General features: G+C 69.0%; 23 protein-coding genes. 13 read left to right on the forward strand and 10 right to left on the reverse strand.

The window, feature by feature from the left end; all coding sequences use genetic code 11:
- The first annotated feature begins 42 nt into the window (after positions 1-42).
- Together AC0IZJ_RS16000 and AC0IZJ_RS16005 are read left to right on the forward strand one after the other, a co-directional pair.
- Complete coding sequence (locus tag AC0IZJ_RS16000; RefSeq protein ID WP_471851619.1) at positions 43-1,173, forward strand: WG repeat-containing protein; 1,131 nt, start codon at positions 43-45, stop codon at positions 1,171-1,173.
- Between the two features lie 22 nt (positions 1,174-1,195).
- Positions 1,196-1,915, forward strand: coding sequence for a hypothetical protein (locus AC0IZJ_RS16005; RefSeq protein ID WP_471851622.1), 720 nt, complete (start codon positions 1,196-1,198; stop codon positions 1,913-1,915).
- 16 nt (positions 1,916-1,931) lie between these two features.
- Here the strand turns inward: AC0IZJ_RS16005 and AC0IZJ_RS16010 are convergent, their stop codons facing one another.
- Positions 1,932-3,068 carry a hypothetical protein gene (locus AC0IZJ_RS16010; RefSeq protein ID WP_471851625.1) on the reverse strand — a complete coding sequence of 379 codons (1,137 nt, stop codon included), beginning with the start codon at positions 3,066-3,068 and terminating at the stop codon, positions 1,932-1,934.
- Between the two features lie 188 nt (positions 3,069-3,256).
- Between AC0IZJ_RS16010 and AC0IZJ_RS16015 the strand changes: the two genes are divergently transcribed.
- Complete coding sequence (locus AC0IZJ_RS16015; protein ID WP_471851627.1) at positions 3,257-4,270, forward strand: hypothetical protein; 1,014 nt, start codon at positions 3,257-3,259, stop codon at positions 4,268-4,270.
- Positions 4,271-4,296: 26 nt separating this feature from the next.
- Here AC0IZJ_RS16015 and AC0IZJ_RS16020 read toward each other — a convergent pair whose 3' ends face one another.
- The 3 genes from AC0IZJ_RS16020 to AC0IZJ_RS16030 are packed head-to-tail and all read right to left on the reverse strand — an operon-like array spanning position 4,297 to position 6,080.
- Complete coding sequence (locus tag AC0IZJ_RS16020) at positions 4,297-5,193, reverse strand: ankyrin repeat domain-containing protein (protein ID WP_471851629.1); 897 nt, start codon at positions 5,191-5,193, stop codon at positions 4,297-4,299.
- 11 nt (positions 5,194-5,204) lie between these two features.
- Positions 5,205-5,714, reverse strand: a complete 510-nt coding sequence (locus tag AC0IZJ_RS16025; RefSeq protein ID WP_471851630.1) for a hypothetical protein — start codon at positions 5,712-5,714, stop codon at positions 5,205-5,207.
- Between the two features lie 54 nt (positions 5,715-5,768).
- Positions 5,769-6,080 (reverse strand): hypothetical protein, encoded by a 312-nt coding sequence (locus AC0IZJ_RS16030; protein ID WP_471851633.1) that lies wholly within the window; start codon positions 6,078-6,080, stop codon positions 5,769-5,771.
- A 16-nt stretch (positions 6,081-6,096) separates the two neighbouring features.
- Between AC0IZJ_RS16030 and AC0IZJ_RS16035 the strand changes: the two genes are divergently transcribed.
- Complete coding sequence (locus AC0IZJ_RS16035; RefSeq protein WP_471851636.1) at positions 6,097-6,342, forward strand: hypothetical protein; 246 nt, start codon at positions 6,097-6,099, stop codon at positions 6,340-6,342.
- 265 nt (positions 6,343-6,607) lie between these two features.
- Here the strand turns inward: AC0IZJ_RS16035 and AC0IZJ_RS16040 are convergent, their stop codons facing one another.
- Positions 6,608-7,624, reverse strand: coding sequence for a hypothetical protein (locus tag AC0IZJ_RS16040; RefSeq protein ID WP_471851638.1), 1,017 nt, complete (start codon positions 7,622-7,624; stop codon positions 6,608-6,610).
- A 214-nt stretch (positions 7,625-7,838) separates the two neighbouring features.
- The gene (locus AC0IZJ_RS16045; RefSeq protein ID WP_471851640.1) at positions 7,839-8,042 is read right to left on the reverse strand and encodes a hypothetical protein; all 204 of its coding nucleotides are present in this window, start codon (positions 8,040-8,042) and stop codon (positions 7,839-7,841) included.
- Between the two features lie 225 nt (positions 8,043-8,267).
- On the opposite strand from AC0IZJ_RS16045, the gene AC0IZJ_RS16050 reads away from it, so the two are divergent.
- Complete coding sequence (locus tag AC0IZJ_RS16050; RefSeq protein WP_471851642.1) at positions 8,268-8,522, forward strand: hypothetical protein; 255 nt, start codon at positions 8,268-8,270, stop codon at positions 8,520-8,522.
- Positions 8,523-8,822: 300 nt separating this feature from the next.
- Here AC0IZJ_RS16050 and AC0IZJ_RS16055 read toward each other — a convergent pair whose 3' ends face one another.
- A complete protein-coding gene (locus AC0IZJ_RS16055) occupies positions 8,823-9,113 on the reverse strand; it encodes a winged helix-turn-helix transcriptional regulator (protein ID WP_471851797.1) in 291 nt (96 codons plus the stop codon).
- 15 nt (positions 9,114-9,128) lie between these two features.
- Positions 9,129-10,058 carry a LysR family transcriptional regulator gene (locus AC0IZJ_RS16060; protein ID WP_471851644.1) on the reverse strand — a complete coding sequence of 310 codons (930 nt, stop codon included), beginning with the start codon at positions 10,056-10,058 and terminating at the stop codon, positions 9,129-9,131.
- Positions 10,059-10,397: 339 nt separating this feature from the next.
- Between AC0IZJ_RS16060 and AC0IZJ_RS16065 the strand changes: the two genes are divergently transcribed.
- The 3 genes from AC0IZJ_RS16065 to AC0IZJ_RS16075 all read left to right on the forward strand — a co-directional run bounded on the left by AC0IZJ_RS16065 (position 10,398) and on the right by AC0IZJ_RS16075 (position 14,251).
- The gene (locus AC0IZJ_RS16065; RefSeq protein WP_471851646.1) at positions 10,398-10,892 is read left to right on the forward strand and encodes a (2Fe-2S)-binding protein; all 495 of its coding nucleotides are present in this window, start codon (positions 10,398-10,400) and stop codon (positions 10,890-10,892) included.
- Positions 10,889-13,099 (forward strand): xanthine dehydrogenase family protein molybdopterin-binding subunit, encoded by a 2,211-nt coding sequence (locus AC0IZJ_RS16070; RefSeq protein ID WP_471851649.1) that lies wholly within the window; start codon positions 10,889-10,891, stop codon positions 13,097-13,099. The genes AC0IZJ_RS16065 and AC0IZJ_RS16070 overlap by 4 nt, the downstream gene beginning before the upstream one ends.
- Positions 13,100-13,294: 195 nt before the next feature.
- Positions 13,295-14,251 (forward strand): DUF4142 domain-containing protein, encoded by a 957-nt coding sequence (locus AC0IZJ_RS16075; RefSeq protein WP_471851651.1) that lies wholly within the window; start codon positions 13,295-13,297, stop codon positions 14,249-14,251.
- A 52-nt stretch (positions 14,252-14,303) separates the two neighbouring features.
- Here the strand turns inward: AC0IZJ_RS16075 and AC0IZJ_RS16080 are convergent, their stop codons facing one another.
- Both AC0IZJ_RS16080 and AC0IZJ_RS16085 read right to left on the reverse strand, forming a co-directional pair.
- Entirely contained in the window at positions 14,304-14,441 is a 138-nt protein-coding gene (locus AC0IZJ_RS16080; protein WP_471851652.1) for a hypothetical protein, read from the reverse strand.
- A gap of 67 nt (positions 14,442-14,508) precedes the next feature.
- Positions 14,509-16,785: a family 1 glycosylhydrolase gene (locus tag AC0IZJ_RS16085; RefSeq protein ID WP_471851655.1), complete on the reverse strand. Its 2,277-nt coding sequence runs from the start codon at positions 16,783-16,785 to the stop codon at positions 14,509-14,511.
- A 129-nt stretch (positions 16,786-16,914) separates the two neighbouring features.
- On the opposite strand from AC0IZJ_RS16085, the gene AC0IZJ_RS16090 reads away from it, so the two are divergent.
- From AC0IZJ_RS16090 to biuH, 5 genes are all read left to right on the forward strand, one after another.
- Entirely contained in the window at positions 16,915-17,235 is a 321-nt protein-coding gene (locus AC0IZJ_RS16090; RefSeq protein WP_471851658.1) for a hypothetical protein, read from the forward strand.
- A 357-nt stretch (positions 17,236-17,592) separates the two neighbouring features.
- A complete protein-coding gene (locus AC0IZJ_RS16095; RefSeq protein WP_471851660.1) occupies positions 17,593-18,711 on the forward strand; it encodes a BMP family ABC transporter substrate-binding protein in 1,119 nt (372 codons plus the stop codon).
- A gap of 37 nt (positions 18,712-18,748) precedes the next feature.
- Positions 18,749-19,873 (forward strand): ABC transporter permease, encoded by a 1,125-nt coding sequence (locus AC0IZJ_RS16100; RefSeq protein WP_471851662.1) that lies wholly within the window; start codon positions 18,749-18,751, stop codon positions 19,871-19,873.
- Positions 19,870-20,796: an ABC transporter permease gene (locus AC0IZJ_RS16105; protein ID WP_471851664.1), complete on the forward strand. Its 927-nt coding sequence runs from the start codon at positions 19,870-19,872 to the stop codon at positions 20,794-20,796. The genes AC0IZJ_RS16100 and AC0IZJ_RS16105 overlap by 4 nt, the downstream gene beginning before the upstream one ends.
- Before the next feature lie 13 nt (positions 20,797-20,809).
- On the forward strand, positions 20,810-21,502 hold the full coding sequence (gene biuH / locus AC0IZJ_RS16110) for a biuret amidohydrolase (RefSeq protein WP_471851666.1): 693 nt from the start codon (positions 20,810-20,812) through the stop codon (positions 21,500-21,502).

Below are 21,502 nucleotides of genomic sequence, written 5' to 3' on the forward strand. Positions count from 1 at the left end.
GCCATGACCACCCCCGACAAGCAACAGCCGGAGAGTGTCCTCATGACATGGGTCCGCAAGACCGTGCAATGCCTGCTGGCGATGTGCGGCCTGCTGGTGGCCCGGGTCCCCATGGCGGCCACGCCCGTGCCGGCCGAAGCGGTGCTCCACACCATCCGGGAGGGCGATCTCTTCGGCCTGATCGACGCCCAGGGCCGCGTCGTGCTGCCGCCGGAGTTCCGGGAAGTCATCCCGGGCCAGCCCTTGACGCTGGTGCGCAAGGGCCAGCGAACGGCCTATCTGGACGGAGCCGGCCGGATGGTGGTGGCACCGCAGGAGGCCTGGACGCTGCCCTACACCGAAGGCCTGATGCCGGCGCCGGGCAAGGACGCACAGGGCCGTGCACGCTGGGGCTATGTGGACGCTGCGGGTGCATGGGCGATTGAGCCCGCCTACGACAGTGCCGGGCCTTTCTCGGGCGGTGTGGCGGTGGTGGGTCTGGACGATGCCTGGGGCAGCCCGAAGTACGGCGCCATCAACCGCGCCGGCAAGCTGGTGGTGGCCGCCCAGCACGACAAGCTGCTGCCCGCCGCCGGCGGCTTGGTGCGCAGTGAAAGCAAGCAGCGCACACACCGCGTTTTCGATGCGACGGGGCGCGACATCACGCCGCCCAAGATCGACTTCGTCGGCATCCCCGCCGACGGCATGGTCCGGGTGTGGGAGGGTCGCAAGCAGGGCTACATGACCGTGGCCGGCGAGCTGCTCGTGCCGCCGCGGTTCGAGCAGGCCAGCGAGTTCAGCGAGGGCCGCGCCCGCGTGTGGGTGGGCGGCAAGTACGGCTACATCGACCGCGAGGGGCGGATGATCGTGCCGGCCCAGTACGACACCGCAGAGGACTTCGCCGACGGCTTGGCCCTGGTGAAACAAGGCGACCGCATCCTGTTCATCGACGCCCAGGGCCAGGTGCAGCTGCAGCCGGCGGTGGACCGCGCCTGGTCATTCTCGGAGGGTCTGGCGGTGGTCAAGGTGGGCAAGCTGCACGGCTACATCGACAAGCGCGGGAATGCCGCGATCGCGCCGCAGTACAGCTTCGCGCGGCCCTTCAGCCGTGGCCTGGCATTCGTGGGTGTGGGGCGAAGCTCAAGCTACATCAATGCCGATGGGCTGGCCGTGTGGCGCAGCGCCAATCCCTGAGCACCGTGAACTCCGCATCGACATGCCCCTGACCGCTGATCAGCACGCAGAGCTGGCGCGCTTTCCCGGCGCCCTGCGCGATCTGGTGCACGCGGAGCTGACAGCGGGCAATGCCATCGAGGACATCGGCCACAGCTTCCCGGCGCCACCCGTGGGTGCCTATGTCCTGCTCGCCCGAGCCTTGGCAACGCGCCCGGCTGCCAGCGGCCAGGGCCTGGTCTTCCGCGCCCGCAACAGCGCCATCACCAGCGGCGAGCTCACGGACGCGGGGCGCCACTTCTTCGTGCTGCTGCCACCGAGTGCGGAACCGGAGCTGCCCGACATGGACGCCATCCGCAGGTCGCACGCGCCGCCCGGTCAGCCGCTGGGCGCTGAAGGCGCCACGCAGCGACTGCCCACTCAAGCCCGCCCTGGCCCGCAGCCATCGCAGCATGCGCAGGCGCTCACCTGCCCGGACAGCGTCGAAGCCATTCAGCAAGCCATCGTTCATGCGCTGAAACGAGGGGCGCGCTTCAGCCGGTCCGACAAGGAAGGCAGCAGCACCCTCATGTGGCGTGCCGGCCGCTTCGTGCGTACCGATGAGGGCGATTACCCGTCCGAGGCGTCTTGCAGCGAGGAGGCCGACCTCTGGCCCCTGCTGCGCTCGTTTTGCCGCCTGGCGCTGTGGCGCGCGCAGCAGGGCCAGCCCTTGTCAGAGCTGGACATCTGGCGGGTGATCTGGCGCTCGATGAGCCCACCCTGACCCACCTGCACGATGCTCACTTCCACAAGGACGTGGTGGCCATGGCGCCGGTCTCGCTGTTCACCCGCACCAGCAGCGGCTCGGACAGCTTGTCCGGCACCGGCGGCCGCGTGCCGATGAAGGCGACCCAGGGCGAGCCGGGCAGGATCTGCGACAGCTTGAAGCGCTCGATGCCCGTGTCCACCCGCCACAGCAACTTGCCGGCGCTGTCCACGCGGGCCACGACCACCGTGGCGCCAGGGCTGGCCGAGGCGCTGTAGGCCATCAGCAAGCTGTCCGGCGAGGCGACACGGATGGGCTCGCCCGCGTTGGCGCTGCGCACGAAGGTCGCGTTGAAGTACTCGTCGGCAGACAGCGGCGTCAGCGACTGGATGGTGCGCATGCCGCGGTCCATCACCGGCCCCAGCTCGGCGCGGTGCAGGCGCCGCATCACCTTGGCGCTTTCTGCCGCAATCACCGGCGACAGCCGCTGGCCGGGCCGGAACTCGCGTGCCGCCTGTTGCGGCGACAGCAAAGCCAGCCACTGGTGCGGCGCCGCGTGCGCACCCACGCTCAGGAAGTCTTGCACGTCGGGGCTGAACGGCAACTGCGGCTTGGCCGGTGCCACGGGCTCGGCGCGCAGCGTGGCGGGGTCGATGGCGAGGACGCGCTGGCGGTCGGGTGAGGTCACGCGCAGCCGCTGGTCGAACTCGACGCGCCGGTAGTCGTCCCAGGGCTCGTCCAGCCCGGCATTGGCCCGCCGCAGCTCGGCCGGGCCGATGAGCTTCCGTGAGGCCACATCCACGCCGCGCAGGCCCGCCACGTTGAACCACACCGTCCTGCCATCACCGCCCAGCAGGCGCGCCAGCGTCAGCTCGCCGGAACGCTTGCCCTTGGCGATCGGGATGACTTGCTCGCCCGAGCGCCCGTCTACCGGCACCAGCAACAGGCTGATGGTGTAGCGGTCGTTCTCGGGCCTGTGGTGGAGCGACGGCACATACGGCTCGAGCGTGGAGATCAAGGTCGCCACGTGTTGCGGCGTTCGCACCGAGGGGCCCATTGGGGCGCCCGAGCCTGACTTCACGGTGAAGAGGCTCTGCATGCCAAGCGCTGCGGCAGCGGCCAGCAGGAGCGCGCCGCCAATGGCCAGGCGCTGCGAGTTGCTCGTGTTCATGGTCGTGTCGCCTGCGATGCATCTATTGCCGGAATGCCGGCAGTGTCGACACGCCGCGTTTCAATCCGCCTTCCCGAAGGGCCCTGCGCGTTTCCTTTGTTTCACTGGTCTCAGCGGCGGGCATGGGCGGCCGCCGGCCCCTACATTCAGCCGCCCGATTGAGGGTGACCGCCCAGGCCCGACCCACCATGCTGCCTTACCAAACCATCGGCAATGTCTGCGCTGCCATCGCCACCGTCCTGCTGCTGTGGCCGCTGCAACACCTGCTGTGGGCCTACTCCCACGAAAAGGCATTCCGCAATGGCTGGGAGCCGGAGGTGCTGTTCATCCTGATTCCGCAGTGGCTGCTGTTGATGGGCGGACTGCTTTGCGTCACCGCCGGCGGTGGCTTTGATGGGCTGCGCCTGGGGCGCCCTGCCCTCCATGTGCTGACCGTCGCTGCGGCGGTTTCGCTGGCCGTCGCTTGCTTCGTGCTGGTGGCCATGTTCATCCAGCCGGGGTTTTCTCCGCGGGTGATCTATCTGCCGCTGATCGTCGTGGTTCCGCTCGCCACGGCGCTGCTGATCTGCCTGAGCCTGAATCCTGGCCTGGCGCTCGGGTCCTCGTTGCAGTGGCTGCGCTGGCCATGGACCGCCTTTGCCGCGCTCAGCCTGGTCGCCTGCGTGGGCTTCTTCGGCTCTCAGCTCGCACGCACGGGGCTCGGCAGCGTGGCCGGCATCGTCCACCACTTGCAGCAGGCCCATGACGACGCACCTGCGCAACTGGCCGAGATGGCACGCCTCGACCCACACACCGACCTCGGCTTTGCGGACCTGCTCAAGCTGGCGGACAGCTACCGCGACCGCACCGTGCGCGAGGCCGCCACGGCGCGCCTGCGATTGGTGGCCGACTTCCCCGCGCGCCTGGCTGCGGAACTGGCGGGCAGCAGGAACGAACACGCACTGGAATTTGTGCTGGCCGCCACGCTGTCGCCCGAAGAGAAGGCGCTGCTGGCCCTGCCGACCCGCGCCGCGCTGCAGCGATTCACGGACGGGATTCCCGCGCCGAACTACATGTCGCCCGAGCGTCGCAAGCAGTTGCTGAAATGGGGCCGCAAGACCTTCGCAGCCCTCGCCACGAAGTTCGAGGGCAGCGGCGTGGACTTCGCGCCGACGCTGGCCGCCTTTGAACACGCCTTGCGCCCCGACGACAGCCGCCGCTGACAACCGCGTTCAACAGGCCGACGCCCTCAACGAGAGAACCAGCCCTCGCGCGGCGTGGCCTTGTCCAGCAGTTCCCAGACCCGACGGAACTTGCCCGTGGACCACTTGGCCTCGTCGTGTCGTGCCTTGGCCAGGTCGTAGGGACGCAAGCCCGCCGGGTAGGTGACGGTGGACGCCCATTCGGCAGCCAGGATGGGGTCGGTGTAGACATAGGCGGCCGTGCTGCGCAGTCGCGGGTTCGCGCCATGGGTCAGCAGCCACTCGGCCGCCTCATGCTCGCCCTCGAAGGCCGCCCAGTGCAAAGGCGTGAAGCCTTGCGCGTCGACAACGGTCATGCCCACGCCCGGGCCCATTAAGTTGGCGCTGGGCATTGCCACCGTGTGCAAGGGCACGCGGCCCAGCTTGTCACGCGCGGCGATGTCCGCCCCGGCGGCCAGCAAGGCGGCGCGGGTCTCGGGCCTCGACATGTGCAGGGGTGTCGTGCCGTACTTCTGGCTGGCCGCCTGCACGCGGGCACCGGCACGCAGCAGCAGCTGCACGCAGGGTGTGCAGGCGGAGAAGGCCGCCATGTGCAGCGGCGTGAAGCCGCCCGGTGTCGCGGCGTGCACGTCGGCACCGTTGGCCAGCAGGGCCGCCATCACGGGCACGACATCGCCAGACTCATGCCACGCGGGCAGCTTGTGCAGCGGCGTGTCGCCGAATCTGTTGCGCGGCATTTCGCCCTTTGCGCGGCGCATCAAGGCGGTCACGCGTTGCACGTCACGGGCCTGGAGCGCATCGTCCCATTCAGCGGTGAATTCGATGTGGCGGGTCATGGGCAGACCTTGTGCGGCGGTGGCGGATGCCTTCTCACTGCCCTGGGCCTGCGCGGCACCCACGAGCAGCAGGCCCGCCAGCAGTCCGGCTACTGGCCGGGTTTTCAAAGGCGAACTCGTCAAGGGCTCTGCGGCAAGTAGCCGGCCCACACGGTGTGCAGCGCCAAGAGGCAGAAGGCCGCCAGCGCCAGCATGGGCAAGCGAATGCCGCTGCCTGCCGACAAGGCCAGCAGCAGCGACGGCAACAGCAGCAGGGTGAACATCGCACCGGCGCTGACGCGCGCCCAGGCGGCCTGTGCCGCAAGGCCCCGGCCGGTGAACCAGCACAGGGTTGCGACCACCAAGCCCGCCACGGCGACCATGGCCATGACGTTGAACACGAACTGCGCTGCCGAGCCCACCGCGCTGGCGATGGATGCGATGACCGTGCTGACCCCTTTGAGCATCAGCAGGATCGCGTCGGGGTTGCTGCCGAACTCGGCGCTCGTTGCACGGTCACTCGCGTCGCGGCCAGCACCCACCGCCCTGTACAAGCCGTAGAGCACCAGCACCACGGTCGACGGGGCGCCGACGAACGCACCTGCCCAGGTGAACAGGCTGGCGAGCATCGTCATCGAGATTGGATTCATGGTGTGTATGCCCCGGGTCTAGCTTGAGCGTCTTGGGGCTGCATCGGCCCGGCTTCAAAAGCTGGCTACAACGGCATCGATGCGGTCCACGCGCACCACGATGCGCGAAGACTGCGCGTTGCGGCCGACCACACAACAGGCCTCGACCGACGTCACCACCATCGCAATCGCCGCGCCCCCGGCATGCACCGTGACGCCGCGGCCCTTGGCCAGGCTTTCTGCCAGCAGGGCCTTGAGCGGCCCCAGGTCATCGGCCGCATGGCTGGCCGGCGAGAAGGACAGCCCCCCTGCCAGGCAGCAGACCGCTATGCAGGTGGTCAACGATGACTGGATCTTGCGAACACTCGAACGGTGCGTGCGGTTCATGGCTTAGCCCCTGACAGTGACAGAAGACCTGTACTGTGGTCACCGCTTGCATCAGCCCCGCTTCAAGCGCGCTGTGATCTTGTTTCGTTTGTTGCGCCAGACGCTGCCGACGCGCACTGCGCCTCTCGACCCCAACACCGGCCGACTTCTGGCAACCAGCGGAACCGCCCGTTTGAACACCCTGACTCAACTTCGCAGCGGCGCCCTTCAAGGCGCGCAACGCCTGACCCGTGCTGCTGGTTTCGGCATGAACGGTCCTTGACTCTGGCGGCTCCTGCTGCGGGTCACGACTGGCGTGAGACATCCGGTATTGCGTATCGATCGTCGATGGCCGCAACGACCGGCTGTTCAATGGTCCGCGCCTCGACTGACTGCCGCCCCCCCCCCGACACGGCGCGCTTACGCGCCGTGCCGAAGGTGTCCCTGGTGAATGACTCCGTTCGCACCACCTGTGCGGCTCGAGTCGACGATCGGGCAGCTGCTGCGTCGGGCGGTCGGGGGCCCGCTTCGGCTGCCCGTGCGAGACATCAGGGGGCCGACGACACACGCAGGGCCAGTGCGGCCTTGAAGGCGGTGTGGGCATCCGCCTCGTTCCCGTGGTAAGTGCTGCCTGGCGGGTCCACGTCAGCGAGGATGGTCTGCAAGCTCTGCCCGTCGGGCGCCCGGTGTGAGGGGGGTACGCCCTGCCGTAGAAAGAACTCGGCTTCTGCCCACATCTGCATCGACGCCGCGTTCATCAACGCGGTGTGCTGCAGCCGGTCGGAACGCGGGTCCAGGTGCGTGAAGTCAGCGCCATGCCGCGCCAGGATCTCCAGCGCCGGCAAGACTGTGAAAGTGGAGAAGTAGATCGGCCGCCCGTCCTCGTCGATGACATCGGGGCTCGCGCCTGCGGCCAGCACCATGTCCATGATCGCCAGCGCGTTGGGGTTGTGCACGCCGTACAGGTGGTAGACGAGCTTGTGCACGCTGACGGACGCCGACGTCTCCTGCGCGGCCAGGGCATCGACCGCCGGCGGTGCGCCCGCCGCCAGGAGCAGGCGCACGAACTCGGGACGGTCCGATGCGCTGTTGTCGTTCAGCGCCTTCTCAATGGCGTGGCCCAGCAAGTTGCGGCCCCAGCGGTCACGCGCGCTCCAGTCGACCCGCCCGCCTGCCAGCAGGCGCTGCACGGCAGCGCGGTCCTGGGCATCGATGGCGCGCGCCAGATCGCTGAGGCGGGCGTCCGCAAAGCGGCCCCGCTGTGCTTGCCACAGCCCGCGTTCGACCTTCTTCAGCATCCCGCTGGAGAAGTCGAAGGCGACGTACGCCACGGGCGAAACAACGATGCAGAAGCCCAGCCACCAAGCCACCGCGGGGCCGCCGCGACTGCCCCACCACAGCAGCGCACCCGCAACCAGCACGACGGGGGCCAGCAGCATCGCGAAACCCATCGCCATGCCGCGGCCTGCCGCGTCGTCGCCCATGTTGCGCTGCAGCGCGAGCAGCAGCACGAACGCCGCCTCCAGGGACAGCAGAGACCAGCCGGCGATCACTTGAAGCTTCATGGCGCCTCGCTTCGCCAGACGAACTGGCCTTGGTGGTTGATGTAGCCCGTGGTGCGGCCCTGGCCGACGTACGCCAGCCTCTGATGGAATGGCCGCACGAAGCTGAAGCGCGGTTCGATGGCCACCTACGGGGTGCGGTGGCTGTCCGCCACTGTGCACGGCATCGGTTGCAGCCGCGCTTCGTGGCTGCCCCGGCCTGATTCAATTGCTTCAGTCAGGCCACGAAGGCCATGGCGAATTGCGCGTCGTCTGCGGTGCGTGACACCAAGTGCAGCGACTGGCGCGACGGACGAGCCGCTGCGAGCAGTTCAGAGCGGCCCGGCAACGGGCTTGGCGGGTGACCGGTGTGACGATCTGGCCGGCTCAGCGCGCAGCGCAGTTCATCAATACCGGCCTGTTCGCCAAGCGGCTCGTTCACGCCAGCGTGAAGGAAGAAGAGCCGCGATCACCGGGCATGGAAAGGGCCGTGACCTGGACGCCCTGGCATGGCGATTCCCTTCAGGTGGCGAACTCACCTTCCCGTCCGTCGCAAAGAAATGCGGTTCATCCGGTCCTGCCCGCGATCCATCGCCTGGCGCTCGTAGCGACGAGCAGGCCTATAGACACTGCATTCACTGACAGAGCAAAACCACCGGAGCCGACCATGAACACCGCCACCAAGACCCTCTTCATCGCCATTGCCGCCGTCACCGCCGCTGCGGCCACCGGACTGGGCTTGGCCAACTTCACCGCAGCCCCTGCAACTGAAGTTGTGAAGCTGGAGCGTGTGGTCGTCATCGGCAAGCGCGCGGACACAGTGGTCATCGCCAAGTTGCCACGCGTCGTCATCGAAGGTCGCCGTGCAGTGGCGACCGAAACGACAGTGGCTTCGGCCAAGGCGGCCGTCCCGAACGTCTGACTTCATGCGGCTCTCAGTGACCCACCCGCCGCTGGCGGGTTTTCTTTCGCCGCAAAGCGGCAGCGTGCCCCGGCAACCGGCATGGCGGGAGAGCGGCGCGGCGATCTGGTCGGCAGGGCGCGAAGCGCGTCTCATCAGTTCCGAAGGACCCGGACATTAGGCCTGGCGACGCATTAAGCTTCGACCACGCAGCGCAGCACGGCGTGACGGCGTGGCCTTCGGACGCGAGTTGACGCCAGCCGACCAAGTCAACATGACTTGGCCAGACGCTTACCGCTCCGGATCGTTTTCAACAGCACATCAACGCAACTTCGCCAAAAATCCGTCAATCAACTCCTGCCGCGATTGCTGCAAAGTCGAAATGAAACCGGTTGGCGTGTTGGTCAGAGGATCGTGCTTGGCGCTCCACGCTGTGAGTTCGAGCATGACCGGCAGGAGGTCCTTACCCTTCTCGGTCAAGGTGTAGAGCGTCGAGCGCTTGTCGGTCGCCGCCTGCCGCACGACGATGCCGTTTTGTTCCAGTCGCGTCAGGCGCTCCACGAGGATGTTGCTGGAGATCGGCCAACCGGTCGAAAGCCGTGCCCCATGGATACCGACCGCGGATCGCTAACTCGGATGATCAGAAGAAGCCGCCAGCGTGAAGCGACCATCGTTCAGCAGCGTGGCGCTGATGTCGTCAATGAACGCTCTCGTGCGGCGCGGCAGGCGCTTGCGGCTTGGGTAGTAGATGTGAAAGCCGAGCGAGTTGTTCGCGAGGTGCGGCCACAGCGCAACCAGGCGACCTGCGCGCAGATCCTGGGCAGCGTTGATGGTGTCAATCAGCCCGATGGCCACGCCTGAGCGCACGACGGCCAGTTCCACCTCCGGATCGTTGGTACAGAAGAAAGGGCTGACATCGACGGTGATCGGCCGCCCGCCCTCCTCCAGCTCCCACGGCAGCAGGCGTCCCGAGGCGTGGTGGCGAAATCCGGTGCAGCGGTGGCGGCGCAGCTCATCCGGCGATGACGGCGTGCCGTAACGGGCCAGGTAGGCAGGTGCGGCGCACACGACCTGCGGCACGGTGAAGAGGCGCCGCGCAACGACGTCGCCCTGCGGCAGCAGGCCGGCGCGGAAGCCCACGTCGACCTGTTCGAGCACGGTGTCTGTGAACGTGTTGGCCGCGATGAATTCGATGGTGACCTCCGGATGAAGGTCGCAGAAGGCGGCCAGCGGCGCGATGAGGACCTTGCGCGCCGACGGTGCAGCGCTCAGGCGCAAGGTGCCGCTGATGCGTTCCGATGCGGAGCGCACGCGGCGCAGCGCGTTCGCCAGATCTTCGATGGGGCCTGCCGTCTGCTCGCGCAGCTGCATGCCTTCCTGCGTCAGGTTGCTGCGCCGCGTGGTGCGGCTGAGCAGCCGGACGCCGAGATGCTGCTCCAGCTGGGCAATGCTCTTGCTGACGGCCTGCGGGGTGAGCCCTTCGCTGACGGCCGCCTGCCTCAGGCTGCCCGTGGCGGCCACGGTGTGAAACAGACGCAGTGCGCGGAGCTCGTCCATGGCGAGATGGGGTGCAGGGCTTGCTGGGAAGGCGGGGGAACAACTTTCGGTTGTCACTCTAGCAGCGCGTCGCAGGCTACCCCGTGGCGCCGCCGATTTCTACATTTCGTGCAACCCATGACCGGAGCGATGCATGCCATACGAACCTCGCAGTCCAGCGCAGTGCGCAGCCAGCCCCTTTGCCGTCGGCTTGTGGGCCGTTGGCATGACAGCGGCGACGATCCGCAGCGCGTGGCCCGCCCTGCCAGCCGAGGCAGCCCACGCGGCCGCTTGTGCGGTCGAAGAGCAGCCGGCCAGCAGCCAGCACGTCATCTCCCCTCCCCTGACCGGCTGCCACGCATGACCGCGGGATCGTCGCCCATGCACCTGGATTTCACCGTCAACGGCACCGGCCATGTCATCCGCGCCGCCAGGGACAAGCCGCTGCTGTGGCTGCTGCGTGACGACCTGGGCCTCACGGCCACCAAGTACGGCTGCGGCGCCGGCCTGTGCGGCGCCTGCACCGTGCTGGTCGGCGGCGAAGCCAGGCGGGCCTGCCAGACGCCGGTCGGCACCCTCACCGGCAAGGCCGTCACGACGCTCGAAGGCCTCGCGACGTCCGAGGCCCTGCACCCGGTGCAGCAGGCCTGGCTGGCGCTCAATGTGGCGCAGTGCGGCTACTGCCAGGCCGGCCAGATGATGAGCGCGGCGTCGCTGCTCAAGCACAACCCCGCGCCGACTGGCGCGGAGATCGACGCCGCCATGGCCGGCAACCTGTGCCGCTGCGGCAGCTACCCGCGCATCCGCCAGGCGGTGGCGCGCGCGGCCGAACTGATGCGCGGAGGCCAGGCATGAAGCGGCGCGACCTGCTGCGCTGGGGCATGGCGGCGGGCGGCGTGCTGGCGGTGCAGATGCGGCTGCCGCTCGCGTCGGCCGCCGATGGCGACGCTGCACAGTTCGGCGCGCTGCTGCGCCTGCATCCGGATGGCAGTGCCGAGCTGCTGCTGGCCCGGCACGAGATGGGCCAGGGCGTCAGCACGGGCCTGGCCACCGCACTGTTCGAGGAGCTGGACGTGCCGTGGTCGCACGTGCGCGTGTCGTTCTCGCCGTTTCACCGCGCGGTGTCGTTCGGCACCGGCGGCAGCACGACGCTGATGTCGCTGTGGCTGCCCCTGCGCAAGCTCGGCGCGGTCGTGCGCGAGCGCCTGCTCGCGGCGGCGGCCGCCCGGTGGGAGGTCGACGTGACCGCTTGCGAGGCCCGGGCCGGCTGGCTGCACCACCGCGCCAGCGGCCGCTCGCTGCGGTATGCCGACGTTGCCACAGCCGCGTCGCTCGAACCGCTGCCGGCATTCGACGACCTCGCCAAGGCCGACATTGCGCTGAAGCCCGCCACCGCACTGCAATTTGCCGGTCGTGAGCGGCCCAACGTGACGGCACCCGACATCGTGCGCGGCCGGCTCGGCTACGGCATCGACCTGCGGCTGCCCGGCATGCTCATGGCAACCATCGTGCGCTGCCCGCACCTGCATGGCGGCGTGAAGGCCTTCAACGCGGCGGAGGTGAAGCGCCTGCCCGGCGTGCGCGGCTGTGCCCGCATCGCCGGCTATCACGGCATCGACCTGCCGGGTGTGCCGGAAACCGGCGGCTTTCCCTTCGTCGTGCGCAGCGGCGTGGCGGTCTGGGGCGACGACACCTGGGCCGTGCTCCAGGCCCGCCGGCGGCTGAGCGTGCGCTGGACGCCGTCGCCCGCGCAGACGCACGACAGCGACTCCTTTGCCCGCTTCGCCGCAGGGCTCATCGCCAAGGACGGCCCGGTCTCCGGCCGCCGCGGTGCCGCTGTGGCCGAACCCATGCGCCAGCACAGCGCCGACTACGAATACCCCCATCAGGCGCACACGCCAATGGAGCCGCTCAGTTGCGCGGCGCACTGGCATGCCGACGGCACGGGTTGCGATCTGTGGGTGGCGACCCAGTCGCCTGGTTACCTCGCCGCGGAGGTGATGCGCCTGACCGGCCTGCCACAGGCCCAGGTCCGCATCCACCTGTTGCCCAGCGGCGGCAGCTTCGGGCGGCGCTTCTTTCCGGACTTCGCCATCGAGGCGCTGCTCGTGTCGCGCGAGGCCGGCCACCGGCTGGTGAAGCTGATGTGGACTCGGGAGGACGATGTCGCCACCAACCACTACCACGCCTACACGCAGGCCCGCTTCGAGGCGGGCGTGAGCGAAAACGGCGACATCCGCCACTGGCGCCAGACGGAGGCCCGCACGCAATGGAGCCGGCGCAAGGCCGGCGACAAGCCCGAGCCTCCCGAGCGCGGAGAGGTCGCGTGGATGCCCTATGCCGCGGCGATGGTCGAGCATGCCCAGCGCGACCTGGAGACGCACACCGTGCTGCCAAGCTGCGCCTGGCGCTCCGTGGTGGCCAATGCCTGGATGTTCGGGCAGGAAAGCTTCGTCGACGAGCTGGCGCTGGCCGCCAATCGAGACCCGCTGGCCTACCGGCTCGCGCACCTGGCCGACTCCGCGCCACGCGACATCGGCCACGGCACGCCGTTCCAGCCCGCCCGCCTGCGCGCCGTGCTGGAAACGGCTGCCCGCGCGGCCGGCTGGCCCAAGGCCGCACGGCCCGGCTGGGCGCAGGGCATCGCTGCGGCGCCCTATATGCATGGCAACAGCTACTGCGCCGTCGTGGCGGAGGTCGCGGTCACCGGCACGGAAATCCGCGTCGAGCGCATCGTCTGCGCCGTCGATTGCGGCCTCGTGGTCAACCCGAGCACCGCACGTCAGCAGGTCGAGGGCGGCGTCATCTGGGCGATGACCGCGGCGCTGCACGGCGGCGTGCGGTTCAAGAACGGCCAGGTGCAGGCGAGCAATTTCCACGACATGCCCATCCTGCGCCTGCCCGAGTGCCCGAGCATCGAAGTGCACTGGGTGCCCGGCGACCCCACGGCGCCGTCCGGCATCGGCGAGATCGCCGGCCCGCCCACGGTCCCAGCCATTGCCAACGCCGTCGCGGCGGCGACTGGGCAGCGCCTGCGCCGGCTGCCGCTGCGATTGGCATGACGGCCGGTGCTTGGCACTGGTGCCGCGCTTGCCTGGTCAACGCCAGTTGAAACGACGCGAACACTGGCATGCCGGCATAGGCAAGCGGATGACCAGTGTTCCTCCACTGCCAAACGTCGGCATCGAGGTGGATGACACGCTCGCATTTTTTCTGAGCCATCGAGGGTTGCAGCAAGATCTTCTGCTTCAGCGGCGTTGAAGTTCAGCGCCGCTGGCCTGTCGTTTCAACCGCCGTCGCGCCGCTGCAGCAGCGCCTCGTCAAAGAGTTGGCGAAGCACGGTCGTGCTGATCTCCCGCGTCTTCTCCGACGAATCGGCATCGGTCCCCGACTGCCGCCACGCTCACGCGCGGGGCAAGCAAGAGGCGGTCGTGTCGTTGCGCCACGTGTCCTTGCACCGGGCCTGCTGCTGCCGGCAGATCGCCACCGGCATCGCCTCGGCGGCCGTCTCGCCGCAATGGGTTGGCGGCACGGTCCGCCCACACCGCAACCCCGGGGAACACGCTTTGCTCAGGCACTCGGTCCGCACGCCGGTGCGGATCTCATCCCACACCAACTCCGGAGCCATTCCAATGCATGCAAAGCTGATTCAAGCCGCAGTCCTCTTCATCGGTTCGCTCGGCGCCGCCGAAATCGCCATCGCGCAGGCGCCTGGCAACAGCCCGTCGGCCAACGCGACAGCGGGGATGTCGTCGGACCGCGACTTCGTCACCAAGGCGGCCATCGGCGGCCAGGCGGAAGTCCAGCTCGGCCAGTTGGCGCAACGCCAGGGCGCGAGCGCCGAAGTCAAGCAGTTCGGCGCGCAGATGGTCAAGGACCACGGCCAGGCCAACGAGGAACTCAAGCGCATCGCGTCGGCAAAGGGCGTCGAGGTGCCAGCGCAGCTGGACGCCGAGCACCGCACGATGGCCGACCGGCTGCAGCGCCAGTCGGGTGCCGCGTTTGACCGGCAATACGTCCAGGCGATGCTGGATGCGCACAAGAAGGACGTGGCGCTGTTCGAAAAGCAGGCCTCCTCGGGCCAGGACGCCGAGCTCAAGGCGTTCGCGAGCAAGACGCTGCCGACGCTGAGGCAGCACCTCTCCCATGTTCAGGCGCTGGCGCAGGCGGTCGGTGCCAGCTCTGCCGGTGGCACGTCCGGCCAGCAGCGTTGATGTGCCAGCTCGCCAGGCGGCGGTCGTTCGACTGGCTGCCCGCGCCGCCCAGCTAGAGGCTGTTGTGCACAGCGGTCGCAGCGGTGGCGGCCTGCCTGACCGCCCCGCCGATCCGGTCCAGCGCGCTGACGACATCGCCTGCGGCATAGAGGTTGTCGACGCCGGTGCGCCCGACGCGGACGATAGTCACCGCAAGCTTTTCTGACGCAGATTTACCTGAAATCGGCTTGGCAGCGTCCGAAGCTCAGGTGATGCGGCTAGCTGGTTCCGCTGCTGTAGCTGCCGTAGTGGCCGGGCGGCTCCTTGTCGTGCCGGTCGACCGACGCAGCCAAGCCCGCGCGCAGTTGCACATGGCAAGCGAGGGCCTCGTCCAGCGACGGCAGCAGCAGCCCACGCTCGCTGGACAGGGCGCTGTATGACGGCCGCGCCGCCGTCCAGCCGAGGGTGGTGGCGGGCACCTCCTCCACCAGGGCGGCATCCAGCCCGGCCGCCCGCGCTGCCCGGCGGGCCAGTTCGGCCCAGCTCACCGGCTCGGCATTCGTCAGGTGCCACAGCCCCGCTTCGCCGTCGATGAGCAGATCCAGCGACACATGCACGAGGTGAGGTACGTAAGTGGGCGACACGATGACGTCGCCCGCGGCGCGCACGCGGCGCGGCGCCCGCAAGGTGTCGATGGCATGGTTCACGAAGTTGTGCTCGTCCCAGGGGCCGAAAAAGGCGCTGGTGCGCACGACCAGTGCGCTGGGCAGGGCGGCGAGTACCCCTTGCTCGGCCTGCAGCTTGCTGCGGCCGTAGACGTTGAGCGGCCGCACCGGGTTGGACTCGACATAGGGCGTGCGCTGCTCGCCGTCGAAGACCAGGTCGCTGGAGAAGGTGAGCAGCTGAACGCCCTGGCGGGCACAGGCCGCCGCAAGGATCGCCGGGCCCAGACCGTTCTCGCGCAGGCAGCGTTCGGCATCGGCCTCCGCATCGTCGACCCGCACATAGCCGCTGGCATTGATAACGGCCCACGGGCTGTGCTGGCGCAGGGCGGCGTCCACCGAGACCGGGTCGGTGATGTCCATCTCCTGGCGGCTGAGGATGCGGTAGGCGATGTTGCGGCTCTCGCACAGCCGGGCGAAGGCGCGGCCGAGGGTGCCGGTGGCGCCGCTGATGATCACCGGCCGGCCGAGGTGGCTGCGAGCCACTGCGCGCTGCGCGGCCAGCACCGCCACCGTGCTGGGCGTCGAGACCGGCGGGCACCAGAAGCGGCCCGGGCGCCGCCACCAGCCCTGGCCCTGCAGCACGGGGTGCGCGGGTTGCCGGCCGGACGACAGCTCCCGCATCAGGCGCGCCAGGGCCGTGGGCCGCGGCGTGGGGGAACGGGCGTCGAAAGGGCCAGTCTCGTAGTAGCCGCGGCACTCGGTCACGAGGCAGTTCCAGTCGTAAGCGCCGAGCAGCGCCCAGGCCGTCACGGCGCGGAGCTCCACGCCAGCGGCGCGCGAGGCCTGCGCCGCGTGCCAGACCTCCTGCAGCCAGCGCATCTGGTCTTCCCGCGTGCCGTCCAGATGCACCTCGGTGATGGCCATCGGCGTCCCGTAGCGCTCCCAGACTTCTTGCAGCAGCGGACCGATGCCGGGCGTCGGTGTCGCCAGCACCCGGGGCGTCTCGATGTCTGCAAAGGCCACGCCGCTGGAACTGCCCAGGTGTTTGGCCGGAAAGCGCTCCGTGCGGTGGTCCAGCCAGCGCTCGCTGGTCAGGTAGTGATTCAACCCGACGATGTCCGGCGGGCAGGGGTTGTCGCGGAACCACAGCAACTCGGCAGCCGGCACGCCGGTGGAGATGAGGTAGTCCCACATCTCATGCCCCGGCGCCACGCGGCCAAAGAGCAGGTCCCAGGACAGCCAGCGGCGGGCGTTGTAGAAGTCCGCCAGCCAGGCCATTTCAGGCGTGCTGTATGACTTGCCGAGGTCGTCGGTCTGCAGCAGCTGCGCCTCCGGGTTCACCTCACGGATCGCCCGCATCGACAGCACCACCGCGCGGCACTGGTTGAGCACCGCCTGCACGAAGCTGCGGTCGTCCCGGGCGTGCGGATACCAAACGCCGTACAGCGCGCTGAAGCGGGCGGTGGTGAGGGGTTCGTTGACGGGCGTGTAAAGGCTCACCCAGGGATAGCGGCGCGCCACGGCACCGGCGAACTCGGCCAGACGCTCGGCAAAGTCAGGGTCCAGCAGGTGGGTGTCCTGCGGGCCGCTGCCGTGGTGGACCAGGCCCACGATGGGCGTGATGCCCAGTGCCCGAAGCCGTGGCAGCCGTTCGTCCGGCCAGGACCAGTCCGCCGCAGCCAGGCCTGCGGGTGCGGTGTGCTCCCACAGCACCGGGTAGCGGATGGCCTGGATGCCCAGCGAGGCGAAGCGCTCCAGGTCACCGTCGCGCGCGGCGTGGCCATTGCGCTGCATCTGGCAGAAGTACTGGTCCTTCACGCGGTTGACGGTGCACTCGAGGCCGCCCCACAGCGCCAGCGGCGGACGGGTCGTGTCGTCGGTAAGGGTCATGGTGCATGAGCGGCCCCCCGCAAGGTGCGCCCGCGAGTCGGCCGGAGTGGCGAAGAGTCGTCGCGCAGCAATCCGCATGCCCCTCTACGGCGGGCCCTGAGACGGCACGCAGCTTGCCGCAGCACGACCATGAGCACCCGAACTCACCTCATCGCTCTTGCGCGCACATTCAGGACTGATGACGCCGATGCCGCCCAGTTGATCCGCGATCTAGCCGCCGAGTTGGTGAAGCTGTCCCCAGCGCCGACTGTCGTGAACACGGACGAGCAATGGACGCCCGGAGACGCGACCCGTCAGGCGCTGATAGCGGCAGCACTCACGCATTCGGACGAGGTGGGCTTGGCGGCCTACTTTGTCGGCATCCCGAACACGTCGCCCGAAATGGTCGTTGCGCTTTGCCAGCGGGACCACCTGCAGCATGAGCTTGGCGAAGCGCTGGGCGCCTACTGAACCACGGCGGCTCTTCCGAGGATCTCGTGCAGTCGCGAGACCCCGGTCGGAAAGCGAGCGCTTCGCTCTCATAGCGTCCCGCAAGATCCGACAGCACGTTGCAGTCACTGGCGCAGCAAGTCGAATTTCGACGTTCCGATGAAAGCCGCCAGCACGACGCGCCGGCCTGATGTCGGGATCGTGCCCACACGCCCTCATTTGCGCCACTGAGCCCTGTTTCCGCACCGCCCGAGTGCGCTTGCGTCCAGCCTCATCGAGCAGAAAGCCTGGCACGACCTCTGCTTGTATACCAGACTGAACACCATCCGGCACGCAGCCGGGCGGATGTCGTGGCCGAACAACCTGAGGAGAGTCGAGATGACGCGATCACAGTGGAACCGCCGGGATTGGCTGAGCAGCGCGGGGGCTGCCGGGGCGGGAGTGATGACCGCCGGGTGGAGCGGGCTGGCGCTGGCCCAAAAACCCCTGACGGTGGGCTTCATCTACGTCGGTCCGCGGGACGACTACGGCTACAACCAGGCGCATGCCGAGGCGGCCGCGCTGGTCAAGAAGATGCCCGGCCTCAAGGTGGTGGAGGAGGAGAACGTTCCCGAGACCAACTCGGTGCAGAAAACGATGCAGGGCATGATTGCCCAGGACGGCGCGGGCCTGCTGTTCCCGACTTCCTTCGGCTACTTCGACCCGCACATCCTGGCCCTGGCGCCCAAGTACCCGGCCGTGCGCTTCGCGCACTGCGGCGGCCTCTGGAACGCGGCCAAGCATCCGAAGAACGCCGGCAGCTTCTTCGGCTACATCGACGAGGCCCAGTACCTGAACGGGGTGATTGCCGCGCACGCAACCAAGAGCAAGAAGCTCGGCTTCATCGCCGCCAAGCCCATCCCGCAGGTGCTGCGCAACATCAATGCCTTCACGATGGGCGCACGCAGCGTCAACCCGGCCATCACGACGACGGCGATCTTCACCGGCGACTGGAGCATGCCGGTCAAGGAAGCCGAGGCGACCAACAGCCTGGCCGACCAGGGCGTGGACGTGTTCACCATGCACGTCGACGGCCCGAAAGTCATCGTCGAGACGGCGGCCAAGCGCGGCAAGTTCGTCTGCGGCTACCACGCCAGCCAGGCCAAGCTCGCACCGCAGGCCTACCTGACGGGCGCCGAGTGGAACTGGATCACGGCGTACAAGCAGATCATCGAAGCCGCGCAGACCGGCAAGCCGCACCCGAACTTCGTGCGCGGTGGCCTCAAGGACGGCTTCGTCAAGAGCAGCCCTTACGGCAGCTCGGTGCCCGAAGGCGCGCGCAAGCAGGCCGAGGCCATCCGCGCCCAGATGCTCGCGGGCAGCTTCGACATCTTCAAGGGCGAGTTGAAGGACAACACCGGCAAGGTGGTGATCCCGGCGGGCAAGGCGTTCAAGCAGACCGACATGGAGCTCGAAGGCATGGCCTACCTGGTGGAAGGCGTCATCGGCAAGGTCTGACCCCGTCCTTCCTCTGACCCAGCCAGGAGCCGCCGCCATGGTCGCCACCTCACGAGCGCAAGGCTTCGCCGAAGCCTTGCTGCTGCCCGTCTTCGCGCTCACCGCCGCGCTGCTGCTGTTCGGCGTCTTCGTGTGGCTGGGCGGCACGGACCCGGTGGAGGCCTGGAAGCTGCTGTTCCTGGGCGCCTTTGGTGACGCGTTCTCCTGGCAGAACACGCTCCTGCGCGCCGCGCCGCTGATGCTCACGGCCCTGGCCGTGGCGCTGCCGGCGCAGGCCGGGCTGACGATGATCGGCGGCGAGGGCGCGCTGGTGCTCGGCGCTCTCGGCTGCGCCGGCCTCCCCTATCTCTTCGGGCCGCCGGCCAATGTGGTCGGCAGCGCCCTGGTGCTGCTGGCCGGTGCGCTGCTGGGCGGCGGCTGGGTGATGCTGTCGGGCTGGCTGCGCCAGTGGCGCGGCGTCAACGAGACCATCTCCAGCCTGCTGCTGAGCTACATCGCCATCGCGCTGTTCAAGCATTTCGTGGAAGGCCCGATGCGCGACCCGGCGAGCCTGAACAAGCCCTCCACCCACCCCCTGGCGGAAGGCATGCGCATCGGCCCCATCATGGGCGACGCGGCCATGGCGTCCTGGCTGGGCGACGTGCACTGGGGCCTCGTCATCGGCGTGGGGGTGTGCGTGGCCTGCGGCGCCTGGCTGAGCTTCAGCGCCTCGGGCTTTGCGATGCGCGTGGTGGGCGGCAACGCCCGCACGGCGCGCCTGGTGGGGCTGCCCACCGACCGCATCATCCTGCTCGCCTGCGCGCTGGGCGGTGCAGCCGCCGGGCTGGCCGGCGCCATCGAAGTGGCGGCCGTGCACACGGCGGCCAATGCTTCGGTGATCGCCGGCCTGGGGTACACCGGCATCCTGGTCAGCTTCGTGGCGCGCCACAACCCCTGGGCCATCCCGCCGGTGGCGGTGCTGTTCGGCGGCTTCGCGGCGGCGGGCAGCCTGCTGCAGCGGCGGCTCGATCTGCCCGACGCCTCGGTGCTGGTGCTGCAAGGCTTTGCCTTCGTCTTCATCCTCGCGGCCGAGGCTCTGCGTGGCCGGCTGTTCGCACCGCGCGTTGTCGCCAAGCGGCCTGCGCCGGCACGACCGACGGCAGCCGTTCAGGGGGCCGCATGAGTCTCGATCTCGCCGCCATCCCCGACCTGCTGCTCGCCGTCATCGGCGGCGCACTGCGCGTCGGCACGCCCTTCCTCTTCGTCAGCCTCGGCGAATGCCTGACCGAGAAGAGCGGCCGCATCAACCTCGGCCTGGAAGGCGTGCTCGTCTTCGGCGCCATGGCTGGCTTCGGCGGCGCCTACCTAGGCGGCTCGCCGTGGCTGGGCGTGCTGTCGGCCTGTGCGGCCGGCGCGCTGCTGGCGCTGCTGCACGGCCTGCTGTGCTCGCTGCCGCGCGTGTCCGACATCGCCACCGGCATCGCGCTGATGCTGCTCGGCACCGGTCTGGCGTTCTACCTCGGCAAGCCGCTGATTCAGCCGCAGGCGCCGCAGATCCCGTCGCTGCACCTCGGCGCCTGGAGCGACTCGTCGGCCGTGCAGACCGCCCTGTCGGTCAATGCCCTCTTCCCCATCGGCGTGGCGCTGGCGGCGCTGCTGGCCTGGGGCTTCAAGAACACGCGCTGGGGACTGGTGGTGCGCATGGCCGGTGACAGCAGCGATGCCGCGCGCGCGCTGGGCTACTCGGTCAACGCGGTGCGCATCGCCGCCACCACGGCGGGCGGCGCGATAGCCGGCCTGGGCGGCGCGTCGCTGTCGCTCTACTACCCCGGCAGCTGGAATGAAGGCCTGTCCAGCGGCCAGGGCCTGATCGCCGTCGCCCTCGTCATCTTCGCGCGCTGGCACCCCTGGCGCTGCCTGGGTGCGGCGCTGCTGTTCGGCGGTGCGGTGGCCATCGGCCCGGCGCTGCAAAGCGTGGGCGTCAGCGGCGGCTACTACCTGTTCAACGCCGTGCCCTATGTGCTGACGCTGGTGATCCTGGTCATCACCTGCACACCGAGCCAGTCCCTCAAGGGGGCGCCCGCCGAACTCGGCGTCTCGCGCTGAAAGGAAACCCACCATGCCCACCCTGCACTCCCAGCCCTATGCCTGGCCCTTCGACGGCAACATCACGCCGCAGAACACCGCGCTGGTCATCATCGACATGCAGACCGACTTCTGCGGCATCGGTGGCTACGTCGACAAGATGGGCTACGACCTGTCGATGACGCGCGCGCCCATCGAGCCGCTGATGGTGCTGCTGGCCGCCGCACGGCGCGTCGGCATGCACGTCATCCACACCCGCGAGGGCCACCGCCCCGACCTGTCTGACCTGCCCGCCAACAAGCTGTGGCGCTCGCGGCAGATCGGCACCGAGGGCCGCGGCATCGGCGACGCCGGGCCCTGCGGCCGCATCCTCGTGCGCGGCGAGCCGGGGTGGGACATCATCCCTGAGCTCTACCCCATCGCTGGCGAGCCCATCATCGACAAGCCCGGCAAGGGCAGCTTCTGCGCGACCGACCTGGAGCTGGTGCTGCACACGCGCGGCATACGCAATCTCATCCTCACCGGCATCACGACCGACGTGTGCGTGCACACGACCATGCGCGAGGCCAACGACCGCGGCTTCGAGTGCCTGATGCTGTCGGACTGCACCGGCGCCACCGACCCCGGCAACCACGCCGCCGCGCTCAACATGATCCTGATGCAGGGCGGCGTGTTCGGCGCCGTGGCCGACTCGCAGGCCGTGCTGGACCTGCTGGCGCCGCTCTGA

Source organism: Roseateles sp. AC306 (assembly GCF_979253795.1).